Raw genomic sequence first — 14724 nt, 5'->3', positions numbered from 1 at the left:
GATGAAATCGGGTAAGATGTAGGTACCTTTTTGCCGGAATGTTCATACGGTAGGAAGAAAGCTCTGAGAAACAATCATTTTGAGAACCAATTCAATGAAGAAGGAAGCGGTGTGTTCGTGCAGCAAGCAATCGCTATATTAGACTCCGGTGTGGGGGGATTGACCGTCGCCAAGGAAGTGATGCGTCAGCTCCCGCGGGAAAAGATCATTTATTTTGGGGATACTGCCCGGACACCGTACGGACCCCGTTCGTCCGAACAAGTAAAACAATTTACGGAACAAATCGTTGATTTCTTGATCCAATTCGATCCGAAGGTTATCGTTATCGCCTGTAACACAGCAACAGCAGCAGCGTTGGAGTATATCCGTGCCAAGGTGAATATGCCGGTCATTGGTGTTATACATCCGGGTGCGCGGGCCGCAATCACAGCGACACGTACAGGACGTATTGGTGTGATTGGTACCACGGGTACCATAGGTAGTGGGGCTTATACATCGGCACTCAAGCAGTTGTCCCCCTATATTGATGTGGTCAGTCAGGCTTGTCCGGCGCTGGTGCCGTTGGTGGAACAAGGTGAATTTCGTTCCGAGCACACGACACATACGGTGGAACAATCATTGGGCGAGATCAAACAACAGCCAATCGATTGTCTTATTCTGGGTTGTACGCATTATCCCTTTCTCATGGACACGATTCAGGAAGTTATGGGACAGGAAGTGAAGTTAATCAGTTCAGCAGATGAAACGGCACGTGAAATCAGTACGATTTTATATGACAAACGAAAGCTGGCCAGTGGGGATGAGACTCCGGTGCATCAATTTTTCTGCACGGGTGACCCGAGAATGTTCCAGAATATCACCCGTCGATGGTTGGGGGAGCAGATCTCCAAGACCCCTGTTGTCTGGCAGGTAACGCAATTATCATAGTTATACTCAAATTATGCATGAATAAGACTTTTAATTAATGTATTTTGGTTGTGGACTATCCCGGAACTGTGAAGTTCCGGGATTTTTTGTCGTCATTATGCATTAACCGGAGATAAACATGATTCTTGTCACATGACGGACAACCTGACCTGCATACATATGGTACAGACACGAAATCGGTCAGAACTGGACAGGAGACCTGTCTTTTCCTGTGGAAAGGAGAACAACATGGATCTACAGTGGATTATTGTTCAGCGGGGAGATACGTTGCCGCGAATTGCGTCAGCACACCATATGACCAAAGAGTTCCTTGCTGCACTAAACCCGGAAGTGGCTTCCCAGCCATACTTGCTGGCAGGTCAGATGCTGCGTATTGCCCCCGGGACAGGTCGCAGATACGCTGTACCGCCTGGAGAACGTGTAGGGGAGATTGCAGGGAGATTTGGTCTGGACGAAGAGGTGTTGCGCCAGGCCAATCCCGAAATCACCAATATAACCGACTGGGTTGGTCGCTGTATTCATATTCCGGCTTCGAATGGAAAAACTATTGTAAAGATTCAGGGAGAGTATGGTTATGGAGAATTAATCAGGGATATAGACAAGCTGGAGAATCAATACCCGTTTATTGAAACAGGGTCCATTGGAACAAGTGTCATGGGGAAGTCGCTGCCTTATTTGCGTATTGGGCAAGGGTCGAGACATATCCATGTTAACGCTTCCGTTCATGCGAATGAGTGGTTGACAACAGCAGTTCTGATGAAGTTTATCGAAGAGTATGCCGAGGCGTATAGTTCGCATAGGACATGGCATCAATACCAGACAGAACGCTGGATGCAAGAGACGACACTTTGGGCCGTGCCGATGGTTAATCCGGACGGGGTCGAACTGGTTCAGGAAGGTGTGGTCAATCAGCATCCACATGCACAGCAGTTGTTGGCCTGGAATGCCAACAGATCACATTTTACCCATTGGAAGGCCAACATCAGAGGGGTGGATCTGAATGATCAATTTCCAGCCCATTGGGATGAAGAAGCAGCGAGAAGAGGTATAACCTCACCTGGCCCCAGGGATTATGCGGGGGCAGCGCCATTGACAGAACCGGAGGCACAGGCGCTTGCGCAGTGGACGCAGCAACATACATTTGATGCGGTTGTCTCCCTGCATAGTCAGGGACAGGAGATCTATTGGAACTACCGTGATCTGGAACCCAGAGAGAGTGGACCGCTGTCGCGTAGACTCGCCAAAGCTTCCGGCTACAAGGCGGTGAAGCTCGGTGGCAGTGATGCCGGATACAAGGACTGGTTTATTCAAGATTTCGGTAGACCGGGCTTCACGGTAGAAGTTGGATTGGGTGTTAATCCGCTTCCCGTAGAACAGTTTGATGATATTTGTATAGAAGTGGGAATGTTGCTGGCTGAACTTTTATCCAATGGACAATGAGGCAAGACCCCGAATTACGAAGGTGTGAAACTTAACAGTAGATCATTCGTATAACAGGAACGGACGCCATGAGCGACGTTCCGTTTTTATTATTTTTGATAATGGCATGTTACGTCATTCGTTCTGAATGGTTTTCGAACGGGTAATGATGGATGTGCCTTTTCGGCGACATATATAATTATACGGAGGGATTCAAATGAAGTGGAGAAGACTGCTGTCGTTCAAACGATGGACACAAGTTTTCAAAAGGCTCCCCCGGCTGCTCCGGGCTCCGCAGATTCCTTTGGGAGAAAAGCTGTTGTTTATTATTCCAGCGCTGTTGTACTGGGTACTTCCTGACGTAATGCCCTTTATGCCCATCGATGATATCGGGGTCACTTTGATTCTGATGAACTGGTTTGTAAGCCGGGCAGAACGCAAATATCCTGTGCTTCAGGAAGGGGCTCCTTCTTAATTTGTGCCTAAATGGAGAGGTTTAACAATGAATTCGCATCAATGTTATTGCGAAGAGCGGTAACTTTCTTTACAATAGATGCTGTAGTTTAAGAATGCTGAAATTGTTGAAACCTGCAATTACAATATAGGAGATGAAGAGAATGAACTGCAAAATTACGCGTAATGCTGCTAAAGTATTGAAGCTTGAATTGGACAAGCCGGAGAACGAAGGAAAAAACCTGCGCGTTGTCATCACACATGCACATGGTGACCATGCTCACTACGGCCTGGATATTGACACACCAAAAGAAAATGATACAGTTGTATCTACCGATAAAGAGATTGATGTCATTCTCGCGAATGATCAGCCTTTGTTGAACGGTGTTAAAATTGACTACCTCTACTTCCCGGAAGAGGGATTTGTTATTACGAATCCGTCCCAAGGTAATCACGGCGACCACTAAGGGCGCGAAGAAGGGGAACTCATGGCTAACGATATCCGTGTATGCGAAAAGTGTAATCATGTCCGACTGAAATCGATTGTGCCCAAGTTGCAAAAAATGGCTCCAGACACGGAGATCAAGATTGGGTGCAAATCCTATTGTGGTCCTTGCGCGAAACGTGCGTTTGTCTTTATCAACGGTCGGTACATCAGTGCGCCGACAGAAGAAGAAGTGCTCGCCAAAGTCGCAAAGTTCGTGAAGTAATAGGATATAACAAGGTGAGTGGAGAAAACTGTCCACACATCAGAAAGGAGGGGCTACGTGCCTCTCCTTTTTTTTGCGTTTGGGTAGCAGTGAAAGGATGTGTTACTCCATAGCACCTTTGACCAACTCAGTAATTTGGAAGGTATCTTCTCGAATTTCAATGGCAATGACGGTAGTATCCTTTTTCAGAAAATGTACATGTCCTAGCCGTTCTTCCTCTAATTCCACCCATCCTGTATCCGCTAGCTTCTGAAAATAATCCATTGGCGGGTAGAGTCCTTGCTCACCCCCAATATGTTTCAGCTCATACTTAACACCTTCTTTAAGAGTGGGATGATCGGAATAAGCTATGTTTTCAATAAGTTTTGCATTGGTTGGAACCGGGATGTCTGGGTTCATGGATGACGCTGTATATCCTTCTATCTCGTATGTTGCAGGAGCGCAACCTTGTACCCAAATGAGCAAGGGCAACATGCAAAGTGTCAGTAATATTTTCTTCAATTAAATTCCTCCCGACTCACATGATTATCTAATAAACGTAGCGTGATCAACTAAAGTTACGATAAAAACACAAAAGAAGAATAAGGAAGGCTTGTGTTATCCATCCTAAAGGGGTAACAGGAACATGATAATCCCAAGGAGGAATACTCATGCCGAAGCGTTATGATTCCAGTTTGCAAGCCGATACCACTGTATCTCAGGCGCAAAATGCGGTGAACAAGCTTCATTATGCTGTATCTCAGGCCATGTCTCATCCGACGGCACAGACCATTGTACAGGCGGAACGACGTCTGGCACACACGGAGCAGGCGATGCGACAAGCAGAGCTTTCACTCGGAGGGCAAGGTGTTGAGTTGGCAGAGGAAATGTTCATCGAGGAGAAGAGAAGATTGAATTCAATCCAGAGTCAGCGCGGTCAAGGGAATTTATAACGTTCCTGTCACATCAGAACCCGCAGGGCAGCAATGCTTTGCGGGTTTTTCATATCTTTTGCAAAGACTCTGGGTCCATGGGTTTACTCCGACAGTATGTCGAATGGTCGCTTAAAATTTTGTGAGAAGGTTAATAGAACAAGAGCAGGCAAAATTCCATACGGGAGGTACAGAATGACAAAACATATTACAGATTGTACGATTCTGAACAACGGAGTAACGATGCCATGGCTAGGAATTGGAACATATAAAGCAAAAGGTAAGGAAGTACAACAGGCGGTTGAGACCGCTTTGGAGGTTGGATATCGTAGTATTGATACCGCGTCCATCTATGGCAATGAGGAAGAAGTGGGACAAGCTATTGCAAGCAGTGGTGTTGCCCGTAACGAACTGTTTGTGACGACCAAGCTCTGGAATGAGGATCAGGGGTTTGATTCAACGTTGAGAGCGTTTGAAGTCAGTCAGAAGGCACTTGGACTGAATGTGATTGATCTTTATTTAATTCACTGGCCTGGCAGAGATCAGTACAAGGAGACGTGGAGAGCATTCGAACGTCTATATAGCGAAGGAAGCATCCGTGCGATTGGTGTGAGTAATTTTCAAGTACATCATTTGCAAGATATCATAGATGAGGGTGGCACGGTGCCTGCGGTTAATCAGGTAGAGCTGCATCCGGGTCTGATCCAACAAGAACTGCAAGATTTCTGCGGGGCGCAGGGAATTCAACTGGAGGCTTGGAGCCCGATCATGAAAGGTAAGCTGAACCAAGAGTCCACCCTCAAAGCACTGGCCCAAAAATATGGGAAAACACCGGCACAGATCATTCTGCGCTGGGACATTCAGAATCAGATTGTGACGATTCCGAAGTCGGTTACCCCGGAGCGTATTCGTGAGAATGCGGACATCTTTGACTTTGAATTGACACCGGATGAGTTGAGACAGATTGATGCACTTGATTCCGATAAGCGGACGGGTCCACATCCGGATCAACTGTTCTGGGATTAAGTGGGTAGACGCTAATTGAATATAATTGTTTGATGAACTACTGGTGGTTGTTCCGGTTACGGAATCGTTCTTTTGATCGCTGTTGTCTCCAAATTTTTTTGATTCCTCTTTTCAGAGGATAAAATTTGGAGACAAAGGCGAACGCTTCGCTTCTTCAGAATCGATTCCGTCCCCTCCACAGTAACTGTTCATCAAACACAAATATATACAATGAGCTAGAATGGTGTGTAGTATATAAAAAAAGCAGCAGGATCAGGGAGTATCCCCTGATCCTGCTGCTTTGTGTGTTATTTATTCGAATCGTATGGTGGGACTTCGCATCCGTCATCTGTGCAGATGCCACTGGCGTCTGTTTCTGTTGTGTTGGATTCAACCATGGTGAAAGGGGAACGGTCGTCCCATGCTTTTTGAATGGCATCCAGGAACACCTCGTCAGGCTGAGCGCCCGATACGGCGAACTTGCGGTCGAATACAAAGAAAGGTACACCGCGGATACCGAGTTGCTCACCTTCTGCTTGGTCAGCGCGGACATTGTCGGTGAATTGATCACTGGACAGCACTGCCGTAGCTGCATCTCGATCCAAGCCGACTTCTTCTGCTAACTGAGCCAACACTTCAGTGTCGCCGGAGTGTTTACCTTCAATAAACACAGCTTGGAAGATTCGTTCACTCAGTTCAAGCGCTTTGCCTTGTGTATCTGCCCAGTGTGTCAAGCGGTGAGCTGAGAAGGAGTTTGTAGGGATCATGGCATCGATATTGTATTCCAGTCCTGCCGTACGAGCATTGGCATTCATCTGGGCATTCATACCTTTGGCCTGTTCCACGCTCATATTATATTTGGCAGCCAGATATTCCGAATTGGTTTTGCCTGGGTTCAATGCAGCGTTTGGATCAAGCTCGAAGCTTTTGAATTGCAGCTTCACTTCATCACGGTGTGGGAACTGTTCCAGTACATTCTCCAGGCGGCGTTTACCGATATAACAGAAAGGGCAGAGAAAATCAGACCATATCTCAATATTCATTATGTTAAACCTCCATTATCCTTTTAGTTGAAACTAATATAGTTACAATTATAAAGCCACTTTCTATAATTCGCAAGGAGATTACTTATTATCCCGATATGCCTTGGACCAATGGTACGGTTGAATCTCATCCAGTCTCTTAAAGAGCAGTTGACCAGAAGGATCGTATACGGCAGCTTTGACTTCTTCGCCCCAGTAAAATAATCGTTCCTGGCATACACCACAAGGTGCAAGGACCTTGAATTCTGAATGCTCGTCATCACGAGCGATACAGAGGGAGTGGGTGACACGTTCGTTCAATTTGTGGGCTTCCAGATAAGCTCCTGTTTCCATACATAGATGCGTGGCATCGTTGATGACCTCTGGAGCTACACTAATCAGCAGGGAGCCAGCTTCGGTATAGACGGCACCCGCCCCGCCCCGCCCCATCCCTGAGGATATCGTTGCTTCACAAATTTTGCGGCTGCATTGAACAATTGCTGTTCAATATTGAGTGGTTCAGTGTGTGATGTCATGTAATGCAAGTTCTCCTTTTTAAATCCAATTCAATTCATTTCGTGTATTTGTTTAGCTTGTCAGTACGATATCGCTCATTGTGATGTTGCTGTTGAATTGTCTTCCTCTCGAAAGTGCTGAATCAAATCATAAGTAATGACCGTGTCCGAGACTTGCAATCGCTTGGTTGCTTCATCATGACTGGGGCGGCAAGCATTGATGTCCGTTTTGTCGCGTGTGGACAGGTCATAACAAGCACCGCTCTCATAGATATAATCATCCGATGGAATATAGAATACAGAACCATCCGAGAATGTGCCATTACGCAGCACAACCGTACGCCCAGACCCGTCATCATATACGTCGTTACCCATGTGATAATAGGACTGGTCGGATAAGCCTAGCAAATGCAATACGGAAGGCGTGATGTCCAGTTGTCCCGAAGGTTCGTTGATGGTTCCGGCAGCTGCTCCGTCCGGTAAATGCACGAGCAGGGGGACCTCGTTCATGATCTGTGCCATATCCAGTTCGTTCAGCGAACGTCCCAGGAACTGTTCGTATTGTGATTGTTCCTTAATCGAGTTGTCGTGGTCTCCGTAGAACATAAAAATGGTATTTTCCCATAATCCCCGATTTTTCAGATCTTCTACCATCTTACCGAGTGCTGAATCCACGTAATGAACGGATTGCAGATAGTTACCAAACATGGTCCCCTGGAACTCTCCTACATCCAGTTGCTGTTTCTCTTTAGGCAGGGCATATGGATGGTGACTGCTAAGTGTAATGAGGAAGGAATAGAACGGTTCGGTCACATCACTACTCATTTTCTCAACGGATTGGCGGAAAAAGGATTCATCAGACAGGGACCAGCCAAGCGGGTCATCCTGTGCAAAATCATTTTTACTATAAAACTTGTCATAATTCATGTTCTGATACATCGTATACCGATTCCAGAATCCACTCTCATAAGCGTGAAATACGTTGGTGCTATACCCGTTATCCTTCAGGATGGAAGGAAGGGAATCATACGTATGGTCTGCATATCGTACAAAGGCTGATCCAACCGGAAGTGGATGCAGGGAAATATTTGCGCCAAAATCGGCATCTGACGTTCTGCCCTGACCGGTCTGGTGGTAAAAGTGACTATAATACTGACTTTCCTTCATCAGTTCATTAAAATGGGGTGTGATCTCCTGACCGCCAATGCTCTGGCCAATCATGAAGTTCATAAAAGCCTCACCCTGAACAATGATGACATTGCTGTCTTTATATTTGCCAAACAAGGCATCATTCTGCGGGGCAGTTCCTTGCCTTTCGGCGAAAAACGCCTTTGCTTGTTCAACATCAGCGGGATCAGCCTGCGGCCCGGAGCCGATGTGGTCTTTGGCATAGTTGTACAGATCATAACCGTGAAAAGCGAGCAGTCCGGTCACATTATACATGGATACATTCCACCAGTTGTTATCAAACAGGCCTTTGGCCCATGTTTTGCTGTAGAAATAAATCGGGCCGACCGCGAGGCCAAGTCCCAGCACAAGGGCTATGCTGCCAGCCGTGAGACGGCGGCGCAACCGTGCCTTGCCATCGTTGTACGAATACCTCCCATAGCCATGAACAGACGGACTGGTGTGCTTCGAACGGTAACGTCTGTTGAATAGTACGATAGCTGCGAACGGAATAACGACAAGCCAATCAGCAAAGAACCAGAGATCGCTTGTGTAGATTAGTGTAGCTATGCTGTCCCCTAATGCGTCAACTTGTCTGGCTTGCAACAATACCGGGATGGTCAAGAAATCCTGGAAATAGCGATAATACACCATATCGGCGTAGATTAGTGCGGTAAGCAGCAGGTTAAGCACCACGAGAGACACGATCATTCCTCTACGTGGCAACAACCAGGTCCAGAAGGACAAGAGTAGTAAAGATCCAATAGCAATGACTTTATCCAGCAGTCCCATCGTAATGTTATAAGCGTGAAGATTGTGATGGAGCCACATGAGTTTGAGCAGCATGAGCACAAGAAAAATAAGATATAACGTTAATGGATGATTTAAAAGCCCGCGTGGCATGGAGCTGCGCGTAGGCCGAGTGACAACCATATGTATGTCCCCCTTGCTTTTGTTGTTTTGTTATCGGAATGTAAAATAGGGCTCCATCCATTATAGCGTGGCCTCATGTGTTTTCAACTATGCCTCAGGGAGAATTGAATCTTGTCCAGCCGAAGACCGAAGTCGGTGAATTCTTATGACCAGAAAAGCGCACAAAAAAAGCGCCCCGGCCATAGATGGCAGGAGCACTTTAGATTCGAAATAATTATGAAGATTGTGGTGTTTTATTTCGTGGGGGCAGTGGGCCCAAATACTGATAGTACTGGGTTTCAATTCGTCCGTTGAACAACTTGCGACGTTTGTCTGCCTTATGACCGAAATACTCCTCAAAAGCTTTGGTTGACGTGATTGCAAAAAAGGACCATGTTGGCATGTCGAGGTAACTGCGCCCTAATGAGCGGAGCAACTTCTGAACTTCTTTTTCTTCACTCAAACGTTCACCATATGGGGGATTGGTAATGATGACACCATATTCACCCTGTGGTCTAGCGCGATGAGCGGGCAGGACGCTGACTTCAATATCTTTGGCGAACCCAGCACTTTTGATCGCTGCCATAGCAACTTCAATCGCTTCAGGATCAATATCGCTACCTGAAATCTGTAACGGGACATCGTCACGTACAGCATCAAATGCTTCTTCGCGCGCCTGTTCCCACAATTCTTCAGGAATGACAGCCCAGTCCTCAGAGTTGAAGGTCCGACGAAGTCCTGGTGCAATGTTCCAGCCGATCATAGCGGCTTCGATCAGCATTGTGCCTGATCCACAGCATGGATCATAAAATGGACGGGATACATTCCAGCGACTGAGCTGAATAAGAGCTGCAGCAAGCGTTTCTTTCAGTGGCGCTTCAGTGACGAGTTTACGATAACCCCGTTTATGCAAACCTGGTCCCGTTGTATCTAAAGTAAGCAGGGCGCGATCGTTCAGCAGAATGACCTCAATCACATAACGAGACCCATCCTCTGGGAACCACTCTGTGTCATAAGTCAGCTTCAGTTTCTCTACGATTGCTTTCTTTACGATCCCTTGTGATGCAGGCACACTGCTTAATTGAGATTTTTGAGAACGACCCTCTACAGGAAATTCGCCGTCGGCTGGAATCCACTCTTCCCAAGGCAACGCTTTGGTGCCTTCAAACAATTCGTCAAAAGTCGTGGCAGGGAATTCACCCATTTTCACCAATACACGATCCGAACTTCTCAGCCACAGATTACAACGGCAAATATCAATATAATCTCCTGTGAAGAAAACCCGGCCATTATCGATCGTAACATCTTCATACCCCAGTTGTTTCAGTTCCCGGGCAACAACAGCCTCGAGTCCCATCGCCGAGGTTGCAATCAATTGCAATTGAGCCATGTGATTCATTTCAACTCCATTTCAAGCTGGAGAAGGGAAATCCTTCTCTCTGCTGTATAGTGACGGTGCGGCCTTGCCGCTTTCCGTGAAAAAACTTACAATGAGAAATGCGGTGAACGTATGCATTCCTCTTTCGAGGTGATACACCAGTCAACCGCCTGTGTTGATAACAAACATTTATTATAGAACATTGGCATCCATATGGAAAGCAGTCCAAGTGTCCAAGGAGGATTTTAGTGGTGAATCTGACCCCTGATGAATATGTAAATCAATTATTTCAAGAGGATGAGCTTTTGCTGAAAGTGAAAGAGGCCATCCGTTCGAACGGTATGCCGGAAGTTTCGGTTGCGGCGGCATATGGACGATTGCTCACGTTTCTAGCGAAGACATCCAAATCAGAAGCTGCGCTCGAAATCGGCGTGCTGGGCGGTTACAGTGGGATCTGCATTGCGCGTGGTTTGCGTGAGAATGGAACCCTGACTTCGCTGGAACTGAAAGAGGAATATGCGGCAATGGCGCGTGGTCATCTGGAGGAAGGCGGTTTTGGCGAAAAGGTAGAGTACCGTATTGGCCCGGCGGCAGACAGCCTGGAGCAATTGGAGCAGGAAGGTCGCACATTTGATTTCTTCTTTATTGATGCAGATAAGGAGAATTATCCGGTATATCTCGATTATGCCATCAAGCTGGCTCGGCCAGGTGCTGTTATTGTTGGTGATAACTGTTTCCTGCGTGGTCGTACACTGAATCCGGACAAGCAGGGCCCGGCCGTGCTTGCTGTTCGTCGTTTCAATGAACAGATGGCAAGTGACCCGCGCCTGGTGACGACCATGTTGCCGGATTACGATGGGCTGGTACTTGCCTGGGTGAAGTGAAAGGGAAAATTTCCTAAAGATAAAACTCCGATGAAACACGATCTCACGCTTTTATATTTGTGAGGGGGCGTGTTCCATCGGAGTTTTTTTAGTGAAGAAGAGATCATAACTAACTTTCAGGTAATTTTATGGTAATATTGTATATAAGAAGTTATAAATTTCTATATATGGAGGTGTTGAATTGAGACCTTTATTTATTTTTCTTTCTTTGCTTCTGATCTCAGGTTTCGTATTTCATTTTCTTAACGTATACACGCCCTTTTTAATACTGCCAGTTTATATTGTACTTATTGCAACCCTAGTTTTCTTTGTTGTTTATCTGTTTAGGTTTTATTTAACTAAAAAAATAATCATAAAATCTGAAAACACACAAAGAAGAGACGACACACCTTGAATCACAGGGAGTATCGTCTCTTTCTTTGTATTTACAGATATTGTTGTAGTAGTTTTATTTATACTTCAGGTGTTCCGTAAGTTTCAAACCATTTTTTGATGGTGTCAAAATCATCACTGAAGGACAGGCCCAGCATCAATAATACACGAGCTTGTTGTGGACTCAGGTTGTCGCCTGCAATGATACCTTTGCCACCGCCATATACACTTCCTGAACCCGTCCGAGTGGTGGTCACAAAGATGACACCTTCTTCAATGGCTTTGGTACGAGCTTGTCCCATAGCTCTGGAGATACCGCCAGCTCCGGTACCGGAAGTCACAATTCCTTTGGCACCGCTGCTCACGAATCCTTCAATGGCTCCTCCGCCAGCTTCTTGATACGAGATCGCAATTTCTACTTTGGCCAGATCTGCCTTTGTGATTTTACTTAGATCAAATACGGGCTTTGCTGTGCCTTCAGGTTTCAAGGCACGTGCAGGAGCACGGTAGATTCGGATATTTTCTTCATCAATATATCCTACAGCGCCGAGCATCGGCGTTTCAAACGTATCTGTCCGATAATCATTTGTCTTGGTTACACCGCGAGCAAGCTGGATTGTGTCATTCAACATGAGTACTGTGCCAAATGAAGTGGTACGACCACTGCCTGCAAGTTTGATGGCGTTGTACAGATTGGCTTGAGCGTCAGAACCGATGACGGTCCATGGACGCATGGAGCCTGTGATCACGACAGGTTTGTCACTCTGAACAGTCATATCGAGGAAATAAGCGATTTCTTCCATTGTATCTGTACCCGTGGTAACGACAACACTGTCATACGTTGCTAGAGCTTTGTCTACCGTCTGCGACAAGTCATAGAGGTCGGTCATGCTATAGGAACCTGAACCTGAGTTTCCGAATTGGAGCGTGCTAACATCGGCAATCTTCTGTTTATCCGGTAAGGCGTCTACCATCTCTCCAATGGGAAGTGTACCTGCCTTGTAATTCTGGAAGCTGGTGGCATCCTCGGATTGACCGGCAATCGTTCCGCCAGTTCCAATCACCAATACATTAGGAAGTGCAGATTGTTTGGAAGAGTCTGGTATTGCAGGAATGGAAGTATTGCGAGCCGGAGTAGTAGTTGCTGTCTGAACAGCACCTGTTGTGCCTTTCACCTCTACCGTAGCTGCGTGCGCGGCGTAGGTTCCAATGGGGGACAACGAGATGGTCAATGCTGTTAAAGCTGCGGTACTCCATACGGCCCAGGGACGAAGATTGGATGTTTTACTCATGAATAGCACTCTCCTTCAAGTAAGTGTGATGTTAAGTTTGTTAAGAAGAATATGTATACCATTTCAAATTGATTGTATTTTATGTTAAGTAATATGACAAATATAGATAACAATAGAGTAATCGGTTACATTCATAGATAATGAGAGTAAAATGATTATTTATAAGGAATTACGAAAGATTATTCATTTTGATTAGAGATAGAAAAGAAGCGGTTTTAGTATTTTTGAAGGAAAATAAGCCCTTTTAATGTTAGTTAATATTACATAATGAGTCTTTTGTCCTGATAAAACGAAGTGTTTTAATAAAAAAATGTCGAATTGGGACTCATATCAGAAGTAGGTAACAGAATGAGAGGATGATAGTAACACATATTAGGTAATGGGGCTCAATTACGGTCTAAAGAGTGGTTTCGTAATAGAGTTATGTTTATAATAGGGGGGATCAACATATGTAAATAAATATATAATATTGATTGGAGGAGAAACGATGAAACAGGCACCGAGAAAGTATGCAAATTACATTCCGATTCGGGAACTGGAGACTTTGGAAGAGAGGTTATCTCCCTTCAAGGTGTATGCAGAACTTCGTGATAACACTCCAGTCCGCTATGATGAGCATCGAGAATGTTGGGATGTTTTTGGTTATGAAGATGTGAAGTACGTTCTGAAAAATCCGAAACTATTCTCTTCTGCACGTGATCGTGCCAATACGAGCATGTTGACGACAGACCCTCCCAAACACAAACAGCTGCGTGATCTGGTGAACCAGGCGTTTACACCCAAGGCAATTGAAGCATTGGCTCCGCGTATTCAGGAAATCACAGATGAGTTAATTGCTCCACACCTGTCAGAAGGACATATGGAACTTATTGATGACCTTGCAACACCATTGCCCGTCATTGTCATTGCGGAATTGATCGGAGTCCCTGCGACGGATCGTCAAAAGTTCAAAGACTGGTCTGATGTATTGGTGAAAGGCGCGCGTGATGATAGTGAGCAGGCCTTCCAGGAGTTATTGGAGGAGAAAAAAAGAAATATGCAGGAGTTGCATATCTATTTCACTGGCATTATGGAAGAACGTCGGTTGCAGCCAAAAGATGATCTGATCTCATTACTGCTTGCTGCGGAGATTGATGGTCAGCAATTGACTTCAGATGAAGTGGTAGGCTTCTGTATTCTCTTACTTGCTGCCGGTAATGAAACAACAACCAACCTGATTACCAATGCGGTTCGTATTCTGTCTGAACAACCCGAGCTACAACAGGAGTTGCGCGAACATCCTGAGCGGATTACTTCTGCGATTGAAGAGACGTTGAGATATTATCCGCCAATTGTGGCGATTGGGCGGGTCGCCAAGGAAACTGTAGAGTTGAATGGTCAGACGATTCAAGCTGGAGAGCAGGTGATTTCCTGGGTTGGAGCAGCCAATCGGGACAGTGCCCAATTTGAAAACCCGGAAGACTTCATCTCTGATCGCAAACCTAACAGGCATATGGGCTTTGGTTTTGGCATTCATTTTTGTTTGGGTGCACCACTCGCTCGATTGGAGGCAAGGGTAGTTCTTCATACATTGCTTCAGCACATGGGAAACATTCAACTTGTGTCTGGAACGGCTCTGCAACCGATACAAAGTGCTTTTGTATTTGGTGTGAAACATTATCCGATAGAATTCAATCTAATAAATAAATGATGAATGGCGCATGAATGACAAAAGCCGCTCTCAGGCCAATTAGGCGCTGGAAGCGGCTTTTTCAAAT

At 45.8% G+C, this 14724-nt stretch carries 14 protein-coding genes and 1 pseudogene; 9 read left to right on the top strand and 6 right to left on the bottom strand.

Annotated features, from left to right (window positions below):
- Nucleotides 1-117 precede the first annotated feature (117 nt).
- The 5 genes from racE to MKY28_RS15930 all read left to right on the top strand — a co-directional run bounded on the left by racE (nt 118) and on the right by MKY28_RS15930 (nt 3509).
- Complete coding sequence (gene racE, locus MKY28_RS15950; RefSeq protein WP_036610949.1) at nt 118-927, top strand: glutamate racemase; 810 nt, start codon at nt 118-120, stop codon at nt 925-927.
- A 228-nt stretch (nt 928-1155) separates the two neighbouring features.
- The gene (locus MKY28_RS15945; RefSeq protein WP_047842354.1) at nt 1156-2367 is read left to right on the top strand and encodes a M14 family metallopeptidase; all 1212 of its coding nucleotides are present in this window, start codon (nt 1156-1158) and stop codon (nt 2365-2367) included.
- 196 nt (nt 2368-2563) lie between these two features.
- Nucleotides 2564-2821, top strand: coding sequence for a hypothetical protein (locus MKY28_RS15940; protein ID WP_017689423.1), 258 nt, complete (start codon nt 2564-2566; stop codon nt 2819-2821).
- A 142-nt stretch (nt 2822-2963) separates the two neighbouring features.
- On the top strand, nt 2964-3266 hold the full coding sequence (locus tag MKY28_RS15935) for a heme biosynthesis protein HemY (RefSeq protein WP_017689422.1): 303 nt from the start codon (nt 2964-2966) through the stop codon (nt 3264-3266).
- 21 nt (nt 3267-3287) lie between these two features.
- Complete coding sequence (locus MKY28_RS15930) at nt 3288-3509, top strand: DUF1450 domain-containing protein (RefSeq protein WP_017689421.1); 222 nt, start codon at nt 3288-3290, stop codon at nt 3507-3509.
- A 102-nt stretch (nt 3510-3611) separates the two neighbouring features.
- On the opposite strand, the gene MKY28_RS15925 is transcribed toward MKY28_RS15930, so the two are convergent.
- Complete coding sequence (locus MKY28_RS15925) at nt 3612-4010, bottom strand: hypothetical protein (protein WP_047842355.1); 399 nt, start codon at nt 4008-4010, stop codon at nt 3612-3614.
- A gap of 149 nt (nt 4011-4159) precedes the next feature.
- Here MKY28_RS15925 and MKY28_RS15920 point away from each other — a divergent pair, with 149 nt between their 5' ends.
- Both MKY28_RS15920 and MKY28_RS15915 read left to right on the top strand, forming a co-directional pair.
- Entirely contained in the window at nt 4160-4441 is a 282-nt protein-coding gene (locus MKY28_RS15920; protein WP_047842356.1) for a hypothetical protein, read from the top strand.
- Between the two features lie 174 nt (nt 4442-4615).
- A complete protein-coding gene (locus MKY28_RS15915; protein WP_047842357.1) occupies nt 4616-5446 on the top strand; it encodes an aldo/keto reductase in 831 nt (276 codons plus the stop codon).
- Between the two features lie 287 nt (nt 5447-5733).
- Here MKY28_RS15915 and MKY28_RS15910 read toward each other — a convergent pair whose 3' ends face one another.
- The 4 genes and pseudogenes from MKY28_RS15910 to MKY28_RS15895 form a co-directional block, all read right to left on the bottom strand.
- A complete protein-coding gene (locus tag MKY28_RS15910) occupies nt 5734-6468 on the bottom strand; it encodes a DsbA family oxidoreductase (protein ID WP_340936362.1) in 735 nt (244 codons plus the stop codon).
- A gap of 81 nt (nt 6469-6549) precedes the next feature.
- Nucleotides 6550-6983: pseudogene (locus MKY28_RS15905) on the bottom strand (cytidine deaminase).
- A gap of 75 nt (nt 6984-7058) precedes the next feature.
- A complete protein-coding gene (locus MKY28_RS15900) occupies nt 7059-9062 on the bottom strand; it encodes an LTA synthase family protein (RefSeq protein ID WP_340936360.1) in 2004 nt (667 codons plus the stop codon).
- Nucleotides 9063-9276: 214 nt separating this feature from the next.
- Nucleotides 9277-10431, bottom strand: coding sequence for a THUMP domain-containing class I SAM-dependent RNA methyltransferase (locus MKY28_RS15895; protein ID WP_036609715.1), 1155 nt, complete (start codon nt 10429-10431; stop codon nt 9277-9279).
- A gap of 239 nt (nt 10432-10670) precedes the next feature.
- Here MKY28_RS15895 and MKY28_RS15890 point away from each other — a divergent pair, with 239 nt between their 5' ends.
- Nucleotides 10671-11303 carry an O-methyltransferase gene (locus MKY28_RS15890; RefSeq protein WP_340936359.1) on the top strand — a complete coding sequence of 211 codons (633 nt, stop codon included), beginning with the start codon at nt 10671-10673 and terminating at the stop codon, nt 11301-11303.
- 452 nt (nt 11304-11755) lie between these two features.
- On the opposite strand, the gene MKY28_RS15885 is transcribed toward MKY28_RS15890, so the two are convergent.
- Nucleotides 11756-12967, bottom strand: coding sequence for an asparaginase (locus MKY28_RS15885; RefSeq protein WP_047842361.1), 1212 nt, complete (start codon nt 12965-12967; stop codon nt 11756-11758).
- 487 nt (nt 12968-13454) lie between these two features.
- On the opposite strand from MKY28_RS15885, the gene MKY28_RS15880 reads away from it, so the two are divergent.
- Nucleotides 13455-14657 (top strand): cytochrome P450, encoded by a 1203-nt coding sequence (locus MKY28_RS15880; protein ID WP_076249917.1) that lies wholly within the window; start codon nt 13455-13457, stop codon nt 14655-14657.
- The last annotated feature ends 67 nt before the right edge of the window (nt 14658-14724 follow it).

The sequence above is a fragment of the Paenibacillus sp. FSL R5-0473 genome, from assembly GCF_038004565.1.
GTDB lineage: Bacteria > Bacillota > Bacilli > Paenibacillales > Paenibacillaceae > Paenibacillus > Paenibacillus amylolyticus.
The sequence above is the reverse complement of the archived record's forward strand: the minus strand, read 5'-3'. Positions and strand labels throughout refer to the sequence as shown.